The 22,856-nt window shown below is 55.2% G+C and carries 16 protein-coding genes and 3 pseudogenes; 8 read left to right on the plus strand and 11 right to left on the minus strand.

The genetic code is table 11. From position 1 onward, the window contains the following. Positions 1 to 22 precede the first annotated feature (22 nt). The gene (locus tag D906_RS01870; protein WP_026020495.1) at positions 23 to 286 is read right to left on the minus strand and encodes an ogr/Delta-like zinc finger family protein; all 264 of its coding nucleotides are present in this window, start codon (positions 284 to 286) and stop codon (positions 23 to 25) included. Between the two features lie 179 nt (positions 287 to 465). Between D906_RS01870 and D906_RS01875 the strand changes: the two genes are divergently transcribed. Then, the gene (locus D906_RS01875) at positions 466 to 858 is read left to right on the plus strand and encodes a helix-turn-helix domain-containing protein (RefSeq protein WP_019099393.1); all 393 of its coding nucleotides are present in this window, start codon (positions 466 to 468) and stop codon (positions 856 to 858) included. Here the strand turns inward: D906_RS01875 and D906_RS01880 are convergent. Genes D906_RS01880 through D906_RS01890 form a run of 3 tightly spaced genes read right to left on the minus strand, consistent with a single transcriptional unit; the run spans position 855 to position 1,817 of the window. After that, entirely contained in the window at positions 855 to 1,217 is a 363-nt protein-coding gene (locus D906_RS01880) for a hypothetical protein (RefSeq protein ID WP_019099392.1), read from the minus strand. The genes D906_RS01875 and D906_RS01880 overlap by 4 nt on opposite strands. Then, entirely contained in the window at positions 1,210 to 1,557 is a 348-nt protein-coding gene (locus D906_RS01885; RefSeq protein ID WP_027615060.1) for a head completion/stabilization protein, read from the minus strand. The genes D906_RS01880 and D906_RS01885 overlap by 8 nt, the downstream gene beginning before the upstream one ends. An 11-nt stretch (positions 1,558 to 1,568) precedes the next feature. Further along, on the minus strand, positions 1,569 to 1,817 hold the full coding sequence (locus tag D906_RS01890; protein WP_016711604.1) for a helix-turn-helix domain-containing protein: 249 nt from the start codon (positions 1,815 to 1,817) through the stop codon (positions 1,569 to 1,571). Between the two features lie 221 nt (positions 1,818 to 2,038). Here D906_RS01890 and D906_RS01895 point away from each other — a divergent pair, with 221 nt between their 5' ends. Continuing rightward, the gene (locus D906_RS01895) at positions 2,039 to 4,111 is read left to right on the plus strand and encodes a TonB-dependent receptor domain-containing protein (RefSeq protein ID WP_027608762.1); all 2,073 of its coding nucleotides are present in this window, start codon (positions 2,039 to 2,041) and stop codon (positions 4,109 to 4,111) included. Positions 4,112 to 4,164: 53 nt separating this feature from the next. Here D906_RS01895 and chrR read toward each other — a convergent pair whose 3' ends face one another. After that, entirely contained in the window at positions 4,165 to 4,725 is a 561-nt protein-coding gene (gene chrR, locus D906_RS01900; RefSeq protein WP_019099389.1) for a class I chromate reductase ChrR, read from the minus strand. Between the two features lie 157 nt (positions 4,726 to 4,882). Between chrR and D906_RS01905 the strand changes: the two genes are divergently transcribed. Further along, the gene (locus D906_RS01905) at positions 4,883 to 5,101 is read left to right on the plus strand and encodes a hypothetical protein (RefSeq protein WP_016488235.1); all 219 of its coding nucleotides are present in this window, start codon (positions 4,883 to 4,885) and stop codon (positions 5,099 to 5,101) included. Here the strand turns inward: D906_RS01905 and D906_RS01910 are convergent. Beyond that, a complete protein-coding gene (locus D906_RS01910) occupies positions 5,085 to 7,334 on the minus strand; it encodes an Orn/Lys/Arg decarboxylase N-terminal domain-containing protein (protein ID WP_027615061.1) in 2,250 nt (749 codons plus the stop codon). The two genes, D906_RS01905 and D906_RS01910, sit on opposite strands and share 17 nt — an antisense overlap. Before the next feature lie 154 nt (positions 7,335 to 7,488). Next, positions 7,489 to 8,250 (minus strand): DNA polymerase III subunit epsilon, encoded by a 762-nt coding sequence (gene dnaQ / locus D906_RS01915; RefSeq protein WP_027615062.1) that lies wholly within the window; start codon positions 8,248 to 8,250, stop codon positions 7,489 to 7,491. Positions 8,251 to 8,374: 124 nt separating this feature from the next. Between dnaQ and D906_RS01920 the strand changes: the two genes are divergently transcribed. Genes D906_RS01920 through D906_RS01935 form a run of 4 tightly spaced genes read left to right on the plus strand, consistent with a single transcriptional unit; the run spans position 8,375 to position 13,769 of the window. Then, the gene (locus D906_RS01920; RefSeq protein WP_027615063.1) at positions 8,375 to 9,586 is read left to right on the plus strand and encodes a site-specific integrase; all 1,212 of its coding nucleotides are present in this window, start codon (positions 8,375 to 8,377) and stop codon (positions 9,584 to 9,586) included. Next, positions 9,586 to 11,286 (plus strand): site-specific integrase, encoded by a 1,701-nt coding sequence (locus tag D906_RS01925; RefSeq protein WP_050590996.1) that lies wholly within the window; start codon positions 9,586 to 9,588, stop codon positions 11,284 to 11,286. Before D906_RS01920 ends, D906_RS01925 begins: the two co-directional genes overlap by 1 nt. Then, on the plus strand, positions 11,280 to 13,346 hold the full coding sequence (locus D906_RS01930) for an integrase (RefSeq protein ID WP_027615065.1): 2,067 nt from the start codon (positions 11,280 to 11,282) through the stop codon (positions 13,344 to 13,346). The genes D906_RS01925 and D906_RS01930 overlap by 7 nt, the downstream gene beginning before the upstream one ends. Positions 13,347 to 13,355: 9 nt before the next feature. Beyond that, positions 13,356 to 13,769: a hypothetical protein gene (locus D906_RS01935; protein ID WP_027615066.1), complete on the plus strand. Its 414-nt coding sequence runs from the start codon at positions 13,356 to 13,358 to the stop codon at positions 13,767 to 13,769. A 543-nt stretch (positions 13,770 to 14,312) separates the two neighbouring features. Here D906_RS01935 and D906_RS01940 read toward each other — a convergent pair. The 4 genes and pseudogenes from D906_RS01940 to D906_RS01950 all read right to left on the minus strand — a co-directional run. Further along, positions 14,313 to 14,483, minus strand: a pseudogene (locus tag D906_RS01940) (transposase); the annotation flags it as partial. A gap of 3 nt (positions 14,484 to 14,486) precedes the next feature. Continuing rightward, positions 14,487 to 14,573 (minus strand): annotated as a pseudogene (locus D906_RS26710) (SEC-C metal-binding domain-containing protein); the annotation flags it as partial. Positions 14,574 to 16,934: 2,361 nt separating this feature from the next. Then, a pseudogene (locus tag D906_RS26960) lies at positions 16,935 to 17,360 on the minus strand (dsDNA nuclease domain-containing protein); the annotation flags it as partial. Between the two features lie 43 nt (positions 17,361 to 17,403). Further along, positions 17,404 to 18,591, minus strand: coding sequence for a DUF3800 domain-containing protein (locus D906_RS01950; RefSeq protein WP_256204583.1), 1,188 nt, complete (start codon positions 18,589 to 18,591; stop codon positions 17,404 to 17,406). Positions 18,592 to 18,905: 314 nt separating this feature from the next. On the opposite strand from D906_RS01950, the gene D906_RS01955 reads away from it, so the two are divergent. Next, the gene (locus D906_RS01955) at positions 18,906 to 22,712 is read left to right on the plus strand and encodes a hypothetical protein (RefSeq protein ID WP_097156129.1); all 3,807 of its coding nucleotides are present in this window, start codon (positions 18,906 to 18,908) and stop codon (positions 22,710 to 22,712) included. Positions 22,713 to 22,856: the final 144 nt, after the last annotated feature.

Below are 22,856 nucleotides of genomic sequence, written 5' to 3' on the forward strand. Positions count from 1 at the left end.
AGTGCCTGTACCTGACGGCGCCTCACCCAAGCGGGCTTCCCTGGCCTGTACCCGGCAGGGCGGCCTTGCGCAAATCACTATTGGCTGAAGGCAGGTAGACTTCCGGGTTGGGCATACCGCTCGGGGAGAGTTCGTGGGTCATTTCGAATTCGGCCCGCACTGACCAGCCACACGCCTCGGTGGTGCATTGCAAATAAGCGATCCGCAGGAAAATATGGCGCCCTTCGCTAGTGCGTATGCGCATACGGCTGTGGCAATGCGGACAAACCAGCTTGTAAGTACTCACGGCAAGTACCTGCTAGCATTGCCCAGGCAGGCCTGTGTGTAAGTATTGGCTGCAACTATGGGTGTATTGTTCAATTTGATGGTTCTCATTGCAGAAATGCTCCTTGAAACGCAGGGCTGTATTCATAACGAGTAGTTTAAGCCCATGGAATATCATTAAACCAGTCATGGATATTTGTTATGAGTACTAACGTACTTGCCGAGGTGCTCACGCGCCTCAAGCTTCTTACCTGCTCCCAATCCGACGCCGACCTGTCCCGTGCACTTTCCATCAGCCCGCAAACACTCAGTAGCTGGAAGGTGCGCGACAGCATCCCGTACGCACTTTGCGTGGATATTGCCAGGCAGCATGCATGCTCCCTGGACTGGCTACTGCTGGGTGAAACGGCACAGCGCCCCGTGCACGAATGTGAAGCCGGCTGGGAGGGCGACGTGCTCGAACGCCTGCGCGCACTCTCACCGGACGATCGCCACACCATCCTGTTGCTCATAAAGGACAAGCAACGTATCCAGCAGCTGGAACAACAATTGAGCGAACTGCGCAGCCAGCTACATCGGGCCACCGGCAGCTAACCTCGGCGGCGCCAGCGCTGTATGAGCTCACGTGGGTCGAGCGTATCCAGCCAGACCATGACCTTGAGGCTGATGGGGATGACCACCACGGCGGCCACGAATGCCGCCATGCCTCGGGTCAGCAAGGGTGCCAGCGATGAAACCAGCGGCTCGAACAGGTGCCCCACCCCCACGGTCACGAACACCAGCAGCAATTTCTTGCCCAGCGTCAGGCGTCTGGTTGCATTGGTGATCAACCGGTCACGCGCAGCACTCACCAACAAAGCCCCTAGCAAAGCAGCGAACAACACACTGCCATCAACGCCCAACAGTTCGATCAGCGCCGAGGCAAAGCGGTCGAGAAAGGACTCTTCAGGCATGGGCAGCACTCCGACGGGACTTCGGCAGGTACGCGCCCGAGCCAAGGCTGTACAGGACCGCAGCTTCGACAAAACGGATGTAGCACACCCGCAAAGCTCGCCCCTGGTCGTGCCCGGTCACATCTTCAAGGCGCTTGTAACCGCGCTCTCGCAGCATTGCGCGCCAACGCGCAAACTCCCGTGCAGCATCAATGGCGGCGCAACGTGCAGCCACTTCCAGCGCGGCCTCACTGACGGGCTGCTGCCCGTTCAGGCGTTCGCGTAGCCTGCCCAGGTCTACCCGGGGCCAGAACGGGTCATGGCTATCGGCATAGCGTGGCAATACAGGTTCGTTGCTCATGCCCTACCCCCTCACTGCTCGGCCAGCATGCCGTAGCGAATGGCCTTGATTACCGCAGCCACCCGGGTAGGCACGTCGAATTTGCGCAGGATGTTGGACACATGAAAGTTCACCGTCGATTCCTTGCACTCAAGGATACGGCCGATCTCCCACGAGCTCTTGCCATAGGCACACCACAACAGCACTTGCCGTTCACGTGGCGTCAGGCGAACCGGGGCGTCCACCGGGGGTTGCTGCGGGTGTCGTGCGTTGTCAGTCATGCTTGTACTCCACAGGTGATTAAGGGGGGGCATCGCTGCCGATCTGCAGTCACCTTACGAAGCGCATGCCACGCCGCTCCACTGCTGCGGCTTGTAAAGAACTTTCGTACAAAACCGTCTGACGAAGGCTGCGCAAGATTTGCTGACTTTCTTCGTGCTCCAGGCAGCATTTCGCTCGTCTCAACGCCGTTGTCCATTCGCCTTTCGCCTGGAGTCGTACAATGCGTTCCGATTTACCCCTCTCGTCCTGCCTCGGCCTGCTGGCTGCCTTGACTGCTGCCCAGCCCGCCTTGGGGGCATCCTCGGTCGAGCTGGGCCAGGTTCTGATCACCGATGAGGAGCAGAACGAACTGACGGCAGCCAGCGAACGCCTGCGCGAAGTACCCGGCGCCAGCAACCTGGTGGACATGCAGCGCGTAGGGCAAGGCCGGGTGGCCAGCAACCAGGACGTGCTCGCCTACCAGCCTGGGGTGTTCGCCCAATCTGCGGGCAACGACGGCATCAAGCTGTCGATCCGCGGTTCGGGCATCAACCGCGCACCTGGGGCCCACGGTTCGGGGGTTTACACGATGTTCGACGGCCTGCCACTGACGGGCCCGGGCGGCACGCCCTATGAGTTGTTCGAACCGCTGTGGCTCAGCCGCGCCGAAGTGCTGCGCGGCGCCAATGGCTTCGACCAAGGCGCCTTGGCGCTCGGCGGCGCCATCAACTACATCACCCACACCGGCTACGACGCCGCGCCGTTGCAAGTGCGCTATGAGGTCGGCAGCCGTGGCTATCAGCACCGGCATATCAGCTCCGGCCAGGTGCTGGGCAACCTCGACTACTACGTGGCCCTGACCGATTCCGAGTATGACGGCTACCAGGCACACAGCAGCGGCAGCGCCAAAGGCATTGCCGCCAACGTCGGCTACCGTTTCAACCCCAACCTGGAAACCCGTTTTTACCTGCGCTACCGGGAAACCGAAAACGAACTGGCCGGGCGCCTGACCAAGGATCAGGTCAAGCACCACCCACGCGCGGCCAACCCAGCCTACCTGGCCCGCGACGACAGCCGCCCGCAACCGGGCAGCACCTGGGTCGGCAACAAGACCACCTTCTACCTCGACGACGATGCGCGCCTGGAAGCCGGGCTGGTCTACCACGACTACCCGATGGACCTGCGTGAAGGCCCGATGCGCCTGAAGGTGGCCTACACCGATGTGAGCGGTACGCTGAACTACTCGCGCCGCGACACCCTGTTCGGCCACGAGAGCAAGACCACTGTCGGCTGGCGTACTACCAAGCACCTGCCCAACAGTGGCGCGTCACAGTTCGCGCGCAGTGGTGACGTGTTCGGTCCACGTACCCGCGACTTCACCTATCAGGGCTCGGACACCGTGCTGCATGCCGGCAACGACCTGGAACTGGTCCCCAACCTGTGGCTGACCACCGGCCTGGCACTGATCTACACCCGCCGCGAGAGTGACGTGACCTACCCTGCCGAAGGCGGCAAGGTGAGCATGCATGATTGGGATTATGCCCCTCGCCTGGGCCTGCGCTACGACATCCGCCCAGACCTGCAGGTGTATGGCAACCTCAGCCGCTCGGTAGAACCGCCGCATCCGTGGTCGCTGATCTGGAGCGCACCCAGCACGGGGGGCAAGCAGATCCAGCCGATCGAGATGCAGAACCAGACGGCAACCACTCTGGAGCTGGGCGCCCGTGGCGATTCGGCGCTAGGCCGCTGGGACCTCGCCTGGTACTACTCGCAGGTGCGTCACGAACTGCTGGCCGTGGAGGTGGTGCCAAACTTCACCTCGGAGTTCAATGCCAGCGCCACCGTGCACCAAGGCGTGGAGGCGGGCCTGGACAGCACCCTGTGGGAACGCAGCGGCACCGGCAGGCTCAGCCTGCGCCAGGCCTACACCTTCAGCGACTTCCACTACCGCGATGACGACACGTTCGGTGACAACCGCCTGCCGGGCATCCCCATGCACTACTACCAGGCCGAATTGCGCTATGACTGGCCGAGCGGGTTCTATGCAGGGGTGAATACCCGGATGGCGTCCAAGGTGCAGGTAGACTACGCCAACAGCTACCACGCCGATGAATATGCCTTGCTCGGCGCGCGCCTTGGCTGGGATTCACCGAAGCAGGACTGGCAGACCTGGCTGGACCTGCGCAACCTCACCAACAAACGCTATGCCGCCACGGTGACGCCGACCTACAACGATGCCGGCAAGGACAATGCCCGCTCTACGCCGGGTGAAGGGTTCGGTGTATACGCCGGGGTTTCCTACAGTTTCCGCTAAACAGCAGGGGCCGCTGTGCGGCCCCAATGAAACCACCCCCGAATGAGCAGGTATCAAACCGCCCTGTTCAACTTCACCCACGAAGCAAACTTGTCGACAAACGCCTGCAAGAACGGCCGGGTCTTGTCGTTGAGCTTGCCCGAGTCCTCGAACAAGCTCGCCGCGCCGCCAATATAGGCCTCGGGCATCTGCATGCATGGCATGTCGAGAAACACCAGTGACTGGCGCACAGCATGGTTGGCACCAAAGCCGCCAATGGCCCCCGGCGACACACTCACCACCGCCGTCGGCTTGCCGCTCCAGGCACTTTGCCCGTAGGGCCGCGAGCCCACATCGATGGCATTTTTCAGGCAACCCGGCACCGAGCGGTTGTATTCCGGCGTGACGAACAGCACGGCATCACTGTCGCGGATCTCTTTGCGAAAACGTTCCCACGCCTTGGGCACCGCTTCGGCCTCGACGTCCTCGTTGTACAACGGCAAATCACCAATCTCGATAATCTTCAGGGCTAGGCTGGACGGCGCCAGCTCCGAAAGTGCGCGGGCGACCTTGCGGTTGTAGGACTCCTTGCGCAAGCTGCCGACGACAACCGCTACCGAATACACCTGGCTCATGGCAATTTCCATCCTGTGCTGGGTAAAGGGACGTTGTAGTTATAGATGACCGTTCCTCGGCGTCTCGGTTTTTTTTGTGCAAGGCGAAAACTTCCGAGGTTGTTCCACGGTCTATGCCTGCATACATTTCCTACGCAATTCAGAGGTTTCCACCCAAATGGCAGCAGTAATGGTCGGCCAATTCCACGCCCGTGACGCCGAAGGCCGTATCTACCCCGTGCACGAGTTCCAGGAGTCCACCCTGCAACTGGACGGCAGCACGCTGGGCGCCCCCATCACCACTTACCGCCTGGCCATCGGCGACAAGGTCAACCACCTGGGTGAAAACCGTTTCGAACTGGCACGCTCCGGTGTCGAGATCATTCGTATTCCTTGATGCAGTCCACGGTGTAGCCACCACTCTCGTTCTGCAGGCCATGCACGTCGGCGACAAAACCGGGAAACCCTTGGTTGAACGCTCGGGCAAAGGCCAGGTAATCGAGTATCGAGCGGGTCGCCTCGGTGAACCGCTCCCCCGGCATGATCAACGGAATGCCGGGCGGGTACGGCACCAGCATCACTGCCGCCACACGCCCCAGCAGTGCCTCGATCGGCACCGCCTCCACCTCGCCACGCACCATCTGGTCATAGGCCTGGGCCGGGCTCACGGCCACCTCCGGCAAGCGCGTGAACAGCCGTTTCAGTTGCTTGGCCGTGGCGTTGCTGCGGTAGCAGCCATGCAACTGGTCGCACAGGTCGCGCAGGCCCATCCCCCGGTAGCGTGAGGCATCGGCGGCCACCACACTCGGCAAGCAGCTACTCAGGGCAGTATTGCCATCGTAGTGGCGCTTGAACTCCAGCAACTCGGTCAGCAACGTGCTCCACTTGCCCTTGGTGATGCCCATGGAGAACAGCACCAGAAAGGTGTACAGGCCGGTTTTCTCCACCACCAGCCCCCGCTCCCAGAGAAACTTGCTGACCACCACCGCCGGGATACCGTGCTCGTCCAGTACGCCATCCGCACCAAGGCCCGGCATCACCAGGGTTACCTTCAGAGGGTCGAGCAGCACGTAGTCGTCCACCACCTCGCCAAAGCCATGCCACTCTGCGCCCGGTTGCAACAACCAGTCCTGCGCTTGCAGATGGTGAATACCTTCAGCGCTCGGCGGCTGCCAGATACTGAACCACCAATCGTCCGCAGCAATGTGTTCGCGCAGATTGGCCAGGGCCCGGCGAAAGCTCAGTGCCTCGTCGAACATTTCTTGCAGCAGCGAGCGCCCGGCCGGCCCCTCCATCATGGTCGAGGCCACGTCCAGCGAAGCGAGGATGCTGTACTGCGGCGAGGTCGATATGTGCATCATGAACGCTTCGTTGAAGCGGTCGCGGTCCAGTTGGCGCCTGGCCCCGTCCTGCACATGAATCATGGAAGCCTGGCTGAACGCCGCCAGCAGCTTGTGGGTGGAATGGGTACTGAACACCAGCGGGCTATCATCCGCGCAGGCAGTGCCCATGGCATAACGCCCGGTGAAGAAGTCATGAAACGCCGCATAGGCAAACCAGGCCTCGTCGAAGTGCAGCACCTCGACACTGCTGCCCAAGGTCTGCTTGATCAGCCCTGCGTGGTAACACAAGCCGTCATAGGTGGAGTTGGTCACCACCGCCAGCTTGATGCGCGGCGCCCGACCACGGGCGAGCGGGTTGGCCTGGATCTTCGCCTGAATTGCCTCAGGGCTGAACTCGCTGAGCGGGATCGGGCCGATGATGCCCAGTTCGTTACGCTCCGGGCACAGGTACAACGGGATGGCACCGGTCATGATGATCGCGTGGACCACTGACTTGTGGCAGTTGCGGTCCACCAGCACCAGGTCGTCACGGCCTACCATGGCGTGCCAGACGATCTTGTTGGCCGTAGAGGTGCCATTGATGACAAAGAAGGTATGGTCGGCGCCGAAGTTGCGGGCGGCCCTGGCCTCGGCTTCAGCCAAGGGGCCGGTGTGGTCGAGCAGCGACCCCAGCTCCGGCACCGAAACCGACAGATCGGAGCGCAGCGTGTTTTCCCCGAAAAACTGGTGAAAGGCCTGGCCTACCGGGCTTTTATGGTAGGCCACGCCACCACCATGGCCCGGGGTGTGCCAGGAATAGTTGGACTGCGCGGTGTGCTGCACCAGCGCCTTGAAGAAAGGCGGCAACAGGCCATCGAGGTAGGTGTGTGCGGCGCGCGCCACCTGGCGAGCAAGAAACGGTACGGTGTCTTCGAACAGGTACAGGATGCCGCGCAGCTGGTTGAGCTCGCTCATGGCTTCGGCAGGGGCGTTTTCCAGGGTGACCTGCTCACCCAGGGCGAAGATCGGCAGGTTGGGTGCACGCAGACGAGCCAGGCGGATCAGCTCGGCCATGTTCTGCAACAGATGGGTATTTTCGCCGGCGCCTTCTGCGGCAATCAGCATGCAGGCCAGGCCGTGGTGGGTGGCGGCGACCAGCCGCGCTTCGGCGTGGTCGGCGGCGGCGAGGATGGCGAAGCCGTCCTGGCGCAGTTCCTCGGCGATGCCCCTCACGCGCTCGCCGGCGACACTGTCAGCCTTGATGGCGCGGTGGACGATGAGGATGGGGAACTTGAGGTCCTTGTACATCAGGTGGCTACCTCCGAAGGACAGGGCGTCCATTTCAGGGTAGTTGACGTGCTGAGTATTGAGGCGACGCGTAAATCGAGCGCCGTCCGCACGGCGCATCGCGAGCGGCGCTCGATCTCACTGGCACCACAAAACCCGCGACAAGCGCAGAAAATCAGCCAGCAGGTGTCTCGGTAAGAACCTGCCACATGGAAGGCCCACCCGCCGACTTGGCAATGGCCGCCAGGCGCTCGGCATGCGCCTCAAGCTCCTCGGCACTGGCCATGATCACTCGCCCAGGCGCACGCCCGGTAATCCGGCGGATCTCGCTGCCACCACTGCCCTGCCCATCACCCTCGGCATCTGCCCCATGCCCAGCCAGCGAAAGGCTGGTCTGGCCACCGGTCATCGCCAGATAGACATCTGCCAGCAGTTCCGAGTCGAGCAGTGCGCCGTGCAGTTCACGGCCCGAGTTGTCGATGTCGTAGCGTTTGCACAACGCATCAAGGCTGTTGCGCTGCCCCGGGTGACGCGAACGTGCCAACAGCAGGGTATCGAGGATGGTGCAATACTGCGAAACGTCCGCACGGTCGTGCTGACCGAGCAGGGCAAATTCGTTGTTGATGAAGCCAACGTCGAACGCCGCGTTATGGATAACCAGCGTGGCGCCCTGAATGAAATCGAAGAACTCTTCGGCCACATCACCAAAGCGCGGCTTGCCGACCAGGAAGGCATCGGTGATGCCGTGGACGTTGATCGCGCCCTCGTCACTCTCGCGGTCCGGCTGCAGGTAAACGTGGAAGTGCCGCCCGGTCAGGCGCCGGCCGATGACTTCGACACAGCCGATCTCGATGATCCGGTGGCCTTCGCTAACCGGCATACCCGTGGTTTCGGTATCGAGAATAACGATACGTCGTTCGGCATTTATGTCAACCATAACTCTATTTCCACGTCTATTTCTTAGTAAAATAGTACCATAACCGCTCACATGGTGCCAATAAGCCCGGATAAAAATGTAAACCAAGGTTGTTTATCCCTGATACACCGGGCAAAATGTCAACATGAAATTCCATATCAAGAACTACATTGCCCAGAGCGGCGAGCGCTACTCATTTCTCTTCGCCCCCGAGGAACCGGGCGTGCCTCTCTTCTACCCCGCAGTCTACGTATCCCGTAGCCTTAGAGAGAACCACACTCACCAGACCCAGCTTGTGGCGCTTGACGCGATCCGCAGGCTGTGCGAGTGGGAGCGAGATAGAGGAATTAGCCTTGAAGACCGACTGCTCGCCCAGACGCTTCTGAATGCCCAGGAGGTTGATGACCTTGCAGGGCACATAAAAGCCCGTCGTTCGGGCAAGCCGGGGCAAACTATTACTTCTCGAAAGTTTAATGTCTACTGGGGGTACGTGCGTTCCTATATTGCCTGGTTGACGGATGAACTTTTCCCGAACGTTGATGATGCTGCAGTTCGTAAGCTTGTAGAAAAGCAGGCGGAACGGCTTAAAGCAAAAACTCTCCGCCGTGTAGGATCCCGTGCCCGTAAAAAGCACGCTCTGTTGGATGAGAAATTCACGGAGTCAGTCCGCGAAGTACTTGTTGAACTCTTCGCCTCCCCATTCATGGGCATGCCCACTGCGACACATCGCGGGACTCGCTTGCGCAATGTGGTGATGGCCAGAATTCTTTATGAAACCGGAATGCGGCGCGGCGAGCTTCTTTCGCTAAAATTGCGAAATTTCATGGAGTCGAGTGGCGGACAATTGCCCTACCTGGAAGTTGAGCGCAACCATGATGACGAACTTGATCACCGAACAAATCAACCGGTAGCTAAAACCCAAGGCCGGATCTTGGCAATTTCCTACGGATTAGAAGAGCAGATCAAACAGTACCGCACCGAGTACAGGGCAGAAATCCGGAATGTCGGCTTCGGAGAAGAAGACTTCCTCTTTTGCGTGCACCAATCTGGGAAAACTGTCGGCAAAGCCCTGACTGTGAACGGTTTCAATACAGCGATCAGCTATCTGAAAGATAAATTTCCAGGCCTTGGTAAGAATTTACACCCACACGCATTCCGCCATGACTTTAATTACCGCTTCTCGCTTCACGCCGATCAAATGGGTTGGACGGAGGCCCAAGAGGCAGAAGCCCGCGAAGAAGTTAACGGATGGGCCGCTGGTTCAGATATGGCCAAAGTGTACAACCTGCGCCACCGCAGAGAAAGAGCCATGGAAATCGGCGTGAAGATTGCCCGCGACACAGAGCGACCCGTGTAATGATAAAAGGTAATACTACTGCTGCCGACCAGCTTGATATGGAACTGGAGGCGCTGGACATCCAGCAAGAAGATCTTGTTGTAGATCTACATGCGACCGCTCCTCCGGAAATACCTAGAAGGATTTATTGGGAGGATGACCGTTATGTTCAACTTGGTTTGGGCAGTGTCGACTGCTCGATATTTATGTCGAGACTTTCGAATAAGGACAAGGGCTCATTCAAAAAACATATCATCACTCATGGTGAAGACCAGACGCTGAGCAGCTCCAGCTTGCTACAGCTGGTTCAGGCGTTTGGCTATAGCGGGAAAGATTCTCCCCCAAAGAAGTTTGACGTTATTTGGGCAAGCAACTCTCTTCACAACAAACAATTTAGGCATAATAAGTATAAAATCCAAAAATTCCTTGAGTATTGGAGCGACAGGTATCCTGGCGCGGTAAGCAATGACGCGTTAAATTTTCTCGCCCAGGCTGCGCCCTTCAAAAACAAATCAAACAATGTCGAATCGGACGACCCCACAAAAAGCTGGCTTTCAGATGAAGAGTATGCAGATTTACTGCGGGCCATCTGGGATTTCTATGATGAAAAAGATGCGCATCAGCCCACGCTCATCAGGCTATTGTCAATGCACTATGCCAGGCGCCCCACCCAGCTTAGAAGTCTCAAATTTTGCGACTTGAAGACAGGCGCGGAAAAGATCCTTAGTAAAATTCCTGATCCGGAAATTCATTTCCCATCAGCGAAGGAGCAAGACGCAGATGTCGACTTTCGAGGTGGAAAGTTTGAGATCCACCCGGTTGCGGATCACCTCTGGAACATGCTCATGATCCAAAAGAAGCACATCAAAGTTCTGTTCTTTGAGACCATGGGGGTCGAACTATCCGAAAGTCAGCTTGAACAAGTACCAATTTTCACAACCGCGCTCCGCATCAAAACCGCCTGTAATTCGCTAAAAGAAAAGCTGGGCCTTGAGCCTGCGCTGCATACAGATGATTCGCTGTTTCACTTGCCAGCCAACTTGATTGGAAAGGTTCTCAATTACGAGGGAAATGGCGGCAGCACCAATGCGCATAAACGCAACTATCCCGCTCATCCTCCTCTGCCTATAAGCAGCAGGACGGGGCAACCAATTGTGGTGACTGCCACACGCTTGCGACACACCCGTGTTCGCCAGCTTGCTCGGCAAGGGGTAAAGAAGTCGGTCGTTTCCTATTGGCTGGGTCATAACGACGACAATGCCCTGAAGTCCTATTATCACGATCCGGCAGAAGAGGCACGTCAGCTCGACGAGGCGATGTCCAAAGGGCTGACACCAATTGCCATGGCGTTCCATGGGCGAATCATCTGCACAGATGGGGAGTCCACCCACCCTAACGATCCTAGCAAACGTGTCGAGCTTGCCAAGGGCTATCAATTGCACTATGTGGGCCGATGCGGGAAATATAGCTTTTGCAGTACGACGTCAATTCCGATCCCTTGCTATATGTGCAAGAACTTTGAGCCCCTGGTGGACGCCCCTCACCAAGAAGTCCTCGATGCGCTCCTCTACAGGCAGCAGCAAGAGCAGGAGTTGATCCGACCAGGGAGCATGAGGAACTTGCTCAACCCGGTTGACCTGTCCATGGACATCATGGCAGTACGGCGTTGTATTCAATTGTGTGATGCAAAGCGTAAGAGTATGAACCAACCACAATGTTAAAGCTGATCAGCTTCAATCCAAACCCTAAGGTTTCTCCGTCGACTAACCTTAGAGAGTTCATAGCCTTTTGCCGTGACAAACTGACTCTTTGGAGCGGCATGGACGGTTTTGCCTGGGAAGATATTTCTTGGCCAGACAGCCATAGAAATTCGAAGGTAAGATTCACCAACTCGGAAAACGCCAAGCTACATAAAACCGTAGCACCTACCGATGACCAATTGATGCACCCTGCTTTTAGGGACGTTGCCAAAGCTTATCTGCGCTATAAGCACAGTACCAAACCCCATCGCAATATGCCCCGAGAAGTGCAGGCATTGCGCGCTCTTGAGCGAGCTTTGGCTGAAGATATGGGCGTTCCTGACATTACAAAAATTCGGCAAAATCACTTCAACAGAGCATGTGTTTTGTTAGAGCACTACTCTGCTCGGCAAAACATTGCCATTACCATTCAACAAATATTAGGTCTACTGTCCGAAAAGCTGATCGTCCCGGCTGAAGTTATTCGGTGGGCCCACCCGTATGGTGGTAAAAATTCATATGAAAAGAAACGGGGAGATCGAGCCCCAGACGAAGTTAAGGCGGCAAAGGTAGCCAACCAGGACGCCTTTTTCAGCATTGCGGACGTGTTTGCCAAGCCGGTATCGCAACTGGACGACAGCGACATCATGGTGACGTCGATGACTGCGTTGTTCCTAAGTGCTCCGATGCGAATCGGTGAGACGCTACGATGGCGCACGGACTTTCTGCGGTCAGACAATGACTCACAAGGTAAAACGCAGAGCTACCTGGCCTATTACGTCCCGAAGACCCGCAGCTATACGCGCAAGGCGGTTCCGACCACCATGCGGGATGTGGCCGAGATCGCGGCTCAGCGGCTGATCGAGATTACAAACGAGGGACGAAAGCTGGCTTTGTATATGGAGACTCAGCCGGTCAGGTTTTACAGACACGCCAATTGCCCCGGCGTCCCGGATGACCAGGTACTTACCAGGGATCAAGTAGCCCAGGCTTTAGGTTTTTCAGATCGCAAGCACTGTGAGGACTTCATACGATCTCACACAGGTAACTATTCCCTCACCGGATTCACCTTGGACTCTCTCTGGCAAATCGTGCTGGCCGAGCACCGCAAGAAAAACCCTTTCTTCCCTTATCAGGAAAAGCCCATTGCAGGATTGGAGCCGCTCAAAATGAGTGAGTCCCTCATGTGCTTCAGGCGATTGCAGCTAGGAGCCCGAGCCAGCACATCCCCCGTACTGCTGGCACCCTACAACCCAGATTACTACCGAAAGCGGCTGGACGGTGCTATCAAAGCTGATCGAAAGAACCAGCGCCCGCTCTGCTTCTTCACCAAGCATGGCTATGACCCCAATCGGTTGAACTCGCACGCTTTGCGACACTTTATGAACCGGCTCGCCAAGCAGCACGGGGTGCCGATTGAGCAGATCACTGAGTGGAGTAGCCGCGCGACGGTTCGCCAAACACCCACCTACTTGCATGAGAGCGCTGAACAGCGCCTGGTCAAAGCAGTGGCGATCGAAGATCCGGAAAAGGTGCAGCAAATACTCGATCCGGTAACCGAAGAAGAAGCAGCTGCGTATGGCCACGGCCCGTTCCACCGTAGCCGATATGGTATCTGCCGCCGCAGCTGGCGCTTGGGGCCATGCAATAAGTTTGCGGACTGCACGAACTGCTCAGAATTGGTCGCTTGCAAGGGTGATAAAATTGCGCTGAAGGCGGTAAAAACTGACAGAGACAACATGGCGGGCACCTATGAAGCGGCCATGCAAGCCGTGGAAGCAGGTGAGCGCTCAGCCTCGCTTTGGATAGATAAAGCGCGCCCCCAGATCAGCAGACTGACCGAGTTCGTCAACGTGCTGGAGAACCCTCAGATCCCCGACGGTACACCGATTCAATTGCTGGGCACAGATTTCAGCCATGAAAAAGTGATGGTGGAACAGAAAGCCATAGAGAACGGTGTTGAGCTGCTTGATCGAGCTAAGCTCGGTGCAGAGTATGGTGAGGATCTGCTGGATATGCTGGACTTGCTGCTCCAAGAATGAGGAAATCTAATGCCTAAAGTCATCACAGACCAGCAGACACGTGACATCTGCCACATGATCAACAAGTGGGACAGCCAACATAAGCTGGACTGGAACACTATATGCCTCGGCGCTCAGGAGATTCTGGGCTGGAGCACGCCTCCGACCCGACAAGCGCTAAATAAAAAAATAACTATCAAACTTGCCTATCAAGCGAAGAAAGACTCTCTTCGAAAAGAAGCCGAGAGAGTCGCCAAGCTACCCCGACCCAAGACGATTCAAGATGGCGCTGAAAGAATCGCACGCCTGGAAAAAGAGATTGAGCGCTTGAATCTTGTGAATTCAAAGATGGCTGAAGTCATTCGCATTATTAGTCATAATGCGAGCTCTAAGTTTAAAAGGCATGAACTGATGAAACCTATACCACCGTCAAAGCATGCGTGACGGTATCACGGCCAGCGTTCAGCGGCGGTCAAAGCGTACACACACCCGAGTCACCGTAACCCTTCTAGCCAAACGCATCCGAAAACGGACTCATAGTTTGACTCCAAGGCGAAAAGCCCTCAGTTTCATGTCGCGTTTCACTAATCCGTAAAGAAACGAAGCCCGCACGATCAGCCAAAGGACAGATTCCTGGTGCGTTTGGTGAATGGGTGGGGGTCGACGTCTACGAAGAACGGCACAGACCTGCTCATCAAGAGCACGTCGGCCAGGCGACAAGGCTCCACGATGACTGCTCATGATCGACTTTGATGTATCTAGGTCGTGCTGACCTAGTCGTCGGCATAAGCTGAGCCCTTTCGAGGCATCGGCGCCGAATGGCAGCGTGCTGCCATTGATCCTGGTCACATAATGTGCCGCAACGTCTCCCAGTCAACAAGCAGCGCAATCTCGCTAGGGTGCCGGTGCTGACAAAGAGGCCACTGAAGGACGGGCTGCTACCCCGTCAGTGGATTCCGGCCCAGCTCACGCAAGGTGAGTTGGGCGGAGGCTTACGTTCCAGGTGCCCAGGAAGTTGCGCGCATGTTCACCTGCACGGCTGGGGCCGAAGTCGTACACCACCGCTTTCAGTGTCGAGAACGGCGTAGTGCAGTAGGCCCATACATACGCTCGATAGGTTTTCTTTTCGCCCGGTGCCAGCATCTGCACCGGTGTTTCACTCTATCGTCCGTGGCACTTCTTGAACTTCATTCCAGAGCCGCAGGGGCACGGCTCATTCCGACCTACGGCAATCATCATAGGGCGAACCGCCAGCCGTCTGCTTTCACGGATTATGTGGCCGATATAGGCAGTTTGACGCTCAATTTCTTGCCGTTGGTCTTCCTCTAAGCCTTCATGGTAAGGCTGCAAGCGCTCCATCTCAGATAACGCACCCCGATGGTCACCTGACAACGCCAGTATTACTGCATACTGACTTCTGACTTGAATCATCCTGCCGATTAGGCCTGCCTTCGTAACAATCGGCACAACATGTTGCTCCATTACCTCTTTTGCACCCACGTAATCCTTATAGCCTACAAGCTCGTCCGCCAGATCCTGACCGACCCGGACGACTGAATCGTAGCCTTGAACCATGTGGTAGAACTTCATGGCGTGGAGGCGATGCAGGGGGGCTCGAAGCCCCTGGGCCTCTCTAGCCCTAGAATAGACCTCAAGAGCATCGGCAAGGTGCTTGATGTGCTCGTGTACATCTGTTGGTTGCTTGATGACCTTCCAAAGCACATCTGGGTTCTTGCCCATGACATCCTTCGGCCTCAGCCCCAAGATTTCATAATATTCGCCGGCAATTTTTTCGCACATTGCCTCAGCTTGCTTATGCCGCTTTAGCTTCCACAGAGCGACCGCATGGTTGTAGTCAAAAACCCTTTGGTTATCCGCGTCTGGGATTTTGGGCGTGGCGTACGCCACTGCCTGCCGCACATCGTCCTCTCGGCCTTGGTCAGCGGCAAAAAGTATCTTTCGCATCGCCCATGCAAGCTGCTCGCTATGTTGGAATTCGTGCTCATTGAGAAGCTTCTCCATGGCGAGCAGGGAATCGGCCACTTCGTCGAAGCGGCCTTCTCGCATGTTGGAAAACACGAGCCCATCAAGCGCCCAGAAAGACTGGTGGGGATTTAGATCACCTGACTCAAGCGCGTGCTTCAGGCTTGAAGTGATGTCCACGGATATCCCCATCTCGTAGAACAGTTCCTCTCCCGCCAATCCTATGAGCGTCATCACATCGTTGAGCCGGATAAATACCCGAGTCAAAAGTGAAAACCGGGAGGTGTCACGGTTTTTCTCCAAGCCCTGGATCAGCAACTCCTTCAGCGTCAGCAAGGCGGAGGTGACCACGGGTTCACCCATGAGCTCCAGGTGGCGTAGACCTAGGGCACGGACGGCATCATGGACTTTGAGTGTTTTGGCGCCAAAAACCTCAACTGTTCCCGTGGCCTGAATTTTTTTGATTGCAGCAGCTGCGCCCCCCGCTGACAGCTTAAGAGTAGCTTGGAGCAAGCGAACCACTTCTTCTTGTGTTAACCCAGTGTCAGCCAAGCTGACGACCGCTAAAGCATTCTGCGTAACCAGGTCATAACCGTCGTAAACACGTGCCAGGATGATCTCCTGAGCTGTCTCAGCTACGTTTGCCTGCTCGGCAAGGTCAGCGCAAAGCGCATCTATGTTTCCACCGTATTCGGCTTTGGCAACCGCAATGGCGCTGTCAACGTACAGCGGCAGGCCGCCAGAGTAAGCCCGGAGCTGTTCGAGTGCCTGAGGGCTGCCGAAAACGCTCGCGCTATTGGCAACCTGAGCAACCGTATCGAGATCCCAGCCCTGCAAATTCTCACGACGTAATGCCATGACGGCTTCGAGCTCACGTACGTTTTCATGAGGCTGGCAGAGAAGGATAAAGCGGATGTGCCGAGTCGCGCTCAAGAGATCGCGGATGTTTGCTGCAGGTACACGGTGGGAGTTGTCGACAACGACAACCAGGGGCGCCTCAGCCTGCTCCAAGAACCTGTCAAACGCGTGGATTGCCTCGTAACCACTTGCCCCTGGCAACAGTATCTTCCGAATACCGTCTGGATCTTGCTTCATGTATTTGGAAGCGAGCTCCCGCACAATGGAATTTGCGAGAGCTGGCCCGGGTAGGTCGCCTACATCGTAGTAAGCACATGGCTCGGGGCTGTGCAGAGCCGCATGAGCAGCCCAACTGGTCTTTCCAGCACCCGACAACCCACAGATTATGCGTACCCGCTCCGCAGACGAGAGCAAAGGCTCGTGCTGTTGCGGCCTGTAAGAGGAAGGCGGAGTCGGAAAATCCTGCAGTTGCACAATCAACTGCTCAAAAAGACCCGGTAACTCCGAGGTATGGAAAACATGCCGAGCATTCCCATCCCCAGCAGCACACGCTAGCATCACCAGGCCCGCCATCTTCCAAGTCAGAGATGAAGGTGAGAGCAGCGAAAAATTCAGCTTTTCAGCCTCAGTAGTACACCACTGAGCGGCCTCTTCCAACGATTCCCAGGCGGGAGGCAGGCAGTCTGGGCGCAATGCGTTTGAATCTGGGAAGAGGTAGAGCAAGTCAGCAGGCGTCTTCTGCTGGTCAACCTCAGCCCGTAGGGTTTCCCCTAACGCTTGGTTCGCCACGATGACGAATTGGGCTACACCAGAGCGCCGCCCCGCCTCGTGCTCCTGCTTGAGGATCTCGAAGCGCTCCAACGCCCCAGAAACGTCACCCGGCATAATGGGTTTCGAGCGCGTTTTTACCTGGACGTACACTTGGCCGGCTTCAGTGTTGAGTTCCACATCCTCGTCCCTCTCGACCAGCACTTCACGTACGCCGGAAGATTGGGCCAGCAGTAGACAGCCCACAGCGTACAAATGCTGATAAAGAAACCCCTTATGAACAGACTCAATGCGCTTAAGCTGTGCTGGATCAAGTACATCGACGTGAGGGATCTGGTCATTTGGTTTCATGGCAATTCCATTCGGCATGGGGTAATAAGCTCTGCTCAGGCAGTGTTGGGTGGTGGCAGCACGGTTTGTAGCCATTGTGGGCAAAGGAATAGGCAGGCCCCTTCAAACCGTATCACCACTAAAGCGCCTCAAGCGACAGCAGCAGCTTTCTGATTTCAGAAAATTGGTCTGCCCCCAGGATGTCGTAGTCCCCAACACTGCTAAGTCTATAGACATCGCGGGCCTTCTTGATCCGATCAAGAAGCGGAAGAATCTGACTCGACGCCAGCTCTAGAAAATCGTTGATGTCCGCCCGTGACCGGGGAATTTTGTAGCCCTTGGGAGCGCTGGCGATGATCACTTCAGCGTCACGTAGTTTTGCGATCCCACTGGATCTGATCTTCTGCTCGGAGAGCCCCTGGAACCCTCTGTTGGCAAGATGCTCGGCAATGTCCCCGGTGGAGACGTATTCGTCGCCGACGAACTCGCTTCTGAATCGTAGGTAATCCAGGATGCAAAGCTGAAGGCGCTCATCTTCGTCGGGATGTTTGCCAACCTTGGAGAGGAACTTATCCGCCTGCTTCAGCGCCTGCTGATGAACACGATGATCTGCATAAGCAGATTCATCCATGGGGGGAGGAATTAGTGACTGATAGCGCGGCGGCCATTCCAAGAGGCCGATCGTGCGGTTGCGCAAGATATTCTTGTATACCTCAACGACCTCACCGCTGGCCTTACCCTCATAGATATGGGCGACTGTGCCGGCAAAAAAATCAGCAACCTGAATCAAAACGTCGTCTGCGCTGCTTTTAGTGGTGAATGCCGAATCACGAAAGAGATCCCCTGAGTATCGTTCCGCGACATATTTCCTCAGGCTGGCTTGGAACACCGAGCCACCATGCTCATCGACGGTCAGATGCAGATCCTGGCAATGGTCGAACAGGCGCGAATATAAGAGATTATTTACGTATTTGATGAAGGATTTCTTGAACTGCAGGCCACCCTCTTGATATACCCGACTTTTATCGACGACGGTAAAATACAGCTTGAGTGGCAACTCAGAAAGATCCACCAAAATTCTTTTGCGGCGATCCGCGTCCTTGGCTTTGAGCCTACTGGACTTAATCTCCCCTGACTGGAAGTGCCTGGTTCTCACTCCACCGGCTAGCTCGTAAGCCCTAGGCAGATCCTTCTCGGCAATGATGATTGAGCACACCACGAAAAAACCTGAGCTACCCGATTTGGAGGTGTCCAAGTCGTGGTTGCCTGACTCATCGACAAATGCGAACGTCCTTCCCACGCAGCTACTCCGTAAGCACAAGCGCATAGCGCTGCCATGGCTCACTCCCCGGCCACCAACTGGGCTTGGAAAGCTAACCCACCAAGTCTCACACACCTGTCACACTGATAGCTTTATGCCACAATGCCGACAACCCTGCGATAGTTGATAGGTGGTATTGCCATCCAGCTTGTGATGACCTCCCACAGGCTATGAAGCGCGATGGGTCAAGTGAGCGAGGTACGAATTGGCTATCCAGTGATGATGGCCAGATGGATAAACAGTAAAACCTCCCGCTCAGCAAGCTGGGAGTCAGCACATTCGTCGACGCAGTGAGCGACCACCAAGGATTTCGGAAGAACATGAGTTCGTATGAGCTGATCAAGGATCTGGAGAGAAAGCTGGGGCTCTACAACGACACGCACCCTTGGCGTGTTGCCAGCCCAAACCCCCTTCACGAGCGGATCGCTCAGTACGTTCTCTCTGCGCAAATTTACCCAAGACCCCTGAATCGAGAAAACGTAACAGCTCTGCTGGAGGGACGAGATTCTTGGCCAACGGTGGAAGGTGCAGAGTTCTGTCTGGCCTACCCAGTGGACGTCTCCGAGCTTGAGCAGGCCCGTGTTATTGCATTCCCGGATGACTACCTGGCAGTGCAAGCGAAGGTGCCCTCAACTCCCGACATGCCGACCAAGCTCCGACATCAGCTGGATGCACATTCCCTCCTGTACGCTCTGAGGCATCTCAAGGATGACTGGGAACCGCCTCAGCTAAGACTTGGGCAAGAAGACATTGTCCCGATCGACCTAGCCTTCCTGACCGATACTTTTGAGCCTCGCGTCGGAGGCTATCGGCTGAAGGTTAAGCGTGAGGACGTAAAAGGCGTAGGCACCTATCTCTGGAAACGACTGATAGACGACTGTAATGATCCAGACGCTGCTTTTGCCGAGTACATCACCAGGATGCGATTGGCCACTGGCACAATTGCTATATTCCAAATCGATTTCGATATGGGCATCGACGTCAAACAATTCCTTGAATGCACCTTAAACTATATCACTGCAGATAGTACTATCTTTGATAGCTGGGAAGATTGCGCAGCCAATATCGCTATCAACCATAGTGGCGTCAGAGGCATCATCAAAAAACCATCTCCTCTAATGATACGGAAAAAGCCGGGACAACCTGATGAGGTGAGCCAAGACACGGAGTCCTATTGTGAAGCACTTGACTTCTCTCAGCTTCACGGCATGATTTACAACTTGTCGAGCACAAGTCCTTCCACGCTTATGGAAGGCGCGAAATGGTGGAATGACGCAACGCATTATCGATTTCAAGGGATTGGTGGGATCAGTGAACACTTAGTTCACCTGATACTCCAGCGCGAGCGCAACGGCTATTCCCCTAGATACAACTTCCCACTCACTCGAAAGCTAATCGACCTGGCCCACCGCTCTCCTAAATTGGCCGGAGCCCTGTTCAGCGACATCTATCACCCTCCATATATTTGCTTCTTGCTCTCTAACCCGGAGACAAATCAATTTGGTTTGATCAACGTATACAAAAATATCTCTCGAAGCATACGCCCCATATCAGATCATGCTTCATATGAGAAGGTCTGGGGTGACCTGGTATGGGCACAAGCTCTTGAAGTATTTTACAACAGCTACGAGCAATATTTTCGTACGCCCGACCTACCTGAGGTCGTAGATCGACTTTGCGAAATGCTCGCCTGGTTTGCCACCCACGAGATCGGCTACAACTCTCGTGACAAGCTAATTGCAGATACCCGACTGCCTAGCCTCCAAAATGCCATAAACACAGTCAGGTATCTGAATGAGTCAGGCCAGGTTAGACACCTTGTAGAAGACCATTCCCAAATACTCATAAGTCGGACGGAAGAACACCTCAAGAAATCTCGTGTTGGCGATCGACATATGCCTCTAGGTGGGTGGCTGATTTTGTTCTGGCATCTTGACTGGATTTTGTCTTCACCGAAGTTAAACCCTACTCCAAGCTGCCATGCGCCAAATGCATGCAAAGTCTTGATCGAAAGCTATTTGGGGCTCCTGCATGACCGTCTGAATGGCGACACGAACGCGGTTGATGACCCACTCGCCTTCGATGAACTCGAATGGTTGAAGGTCTATACAAACGCACTACCCAAGCAGCGCGAAATCTGGATCAGTGCCCTCGATGATCAACCCGTGCTGGTGCCATCAGAAACCGTCAAAGAAAAACGAGACACCGTATTTGCTGCTCGCATGCACATCCGCTTGCTACTGAAACTTTTCACGCAAATTGATGGAGCAGTAGAGTACGCAACTGAAAAGCGAATTTTTGCACGCAAAATCATGGGCATTATCGAGCGCTTTGGTTTCCTCCCAGAGTACCAATCTGGGATTTTTGATTACTTGCATGATAACTCAGACTACAGCCCCGTCAGATTATGGCCAGCGGTCTGCAACGCAGCTAACGAGTTCACTCCGAAAGAATTTCAAGAACTGATTGGCATTCTGCAGCGGAGAGAGGCGCCTTTAAGAGCACTATTCATCATGCTCGAACGTACCGTTGCCTATGAAAACAAGAAACTCGTGCTGGGCCTGGTAGCCGAGCGCAATCTAGAGGAAGCAGCAACAAACTGGACTCCCGAAGCCTTCGATATCATTCTGAAAGCCGCCAACAATGGTCAGATGAAGATCGCCAGGGAATACCTAGACTATGTTAGGAAATACTCTCACAAAACCTTCAAAAACAAAACCGTTGAAATATCGTCAAAACTTGACTTGAAAGAGATATTTGACAACAAAAAAACTACTGACCAAGAAAAAATAAGCAAACTAAACCTCTACGAACCACAATCAGACGAGCAGCAAGTAGTCAATGAAGTTCTAAGCTTCAAACGATACCTTATCGCGTCTCTCACTATATTTGTGGATCACGCCAAAGCACTTGATTTGTTCAGCCGTGTACTTGACGTTGAACCGACGCTGCAAAATGCGACAGGCCTAATCAAAGCTGCGCTATCCTGGCCCACCGACACCGCTCGACCCAAACCGCTAGAGTTTTACTTAGATCGCTGGCTGGACACCTATGACGAAACGTTCAAGACGGATCTCCAAGCCAAGCTCAGCGAAGTTGATCTAAATTATATTCTGCAGCTCTGCCTGGCCACAGAGCGATTCGACGACTTCAAGCGTTTCTGGGGAATAGCATCGAGTAAACAACAGAAAGCCTATGAGCTGGCTCCGCTGAGAGCAGAGTTCCTCAAGCGTACAGTAGGCCCCACGGAAGCACTATCTTACCTCCATCAAGTACGAATTACTCATCGATCATTACCAAAGGACGCGGAAGACACAATCGTCGAACTTGAGAAAAGCCTGAGAAGCACTGGCACCATTGAGCTCCCTAGGCCGCTGCCAGCTTTGGGCATTGAGATCGACTCCTCAATTGACAAGCTCCGCCTTGCATGGCTCACCATTAAAAACATGAGTGCGCACGATCAAAGTCAAATTTTCATGAATGCCAAGACCGGCATTGATGAATACCTATTCGAGATCATGGAGCATATTGGCCTGGAGTTACTTAAACGAAACGGAAATCTCCAGCGCAAAAAATCAGCACCCGCATCTACGAGCACGATCATGCTGGATGAGGAAGACATGATTAATGACTGGCTTGTATCGCTCGTATGCCAACGAATGAGCTTCCTGAACTGGACGATGCTTGATCAGTCTCGCACTGGGCGCTCAGGTAGCGGTAAGGGTGTTGGCGAGATTGACGGCTGGGTACGGGATAGCAGGAGCAAGCCGGTTTTCCTACTAGAGAGCTTTAGACTTGGAAGCTCCATTGACACTACAAAAGTCGATGAACACTTGAACAAGATCGGTAGATACAACTCGATGGGTATGAGCCCAATATTCGTAGTAGTCTATGCTGCCACACACGCTTTCCCACACCTATGCGAATCCTACGTCAAACACATTGAGGAAAGTGACTATGACGACTTTGACGACGACTACAAAAGCGGCCTAGAGCCTATAATCACTCAAGGAAATAGCTTTAACGCCAGATATTATAAAGAAACACGTAGAATCAATGGATCCGACGTAACTATTTATCACCACTTATTAAATCTCAAACCTCCTACTGACAGTACCGAAGGGTGAGTTGAGGGGCTCAGGAGCCGAGCCACATCACAAGCGATTTTTGCGAGAAATTTAGCTCAGCGACCATGTCACGGTGCAGTACTCGGAGAACGAGCTTACCAAACTGGACGCCAAATCACGGAGCGACGCCTGTTACTTTTCGCT

This window comes from Pseudomonas sp. LAIL14HWK12:I1 (assembly GCF_003202095.1).
Taxonomy (GTDB): domain Bacteria; phylum Pseudomonadota; class Gammaproteobacteria; order Pseudomonadales; family Pseudomonadaceae; genus Aquipseudomonas; species Aquipseudomonas monteilii.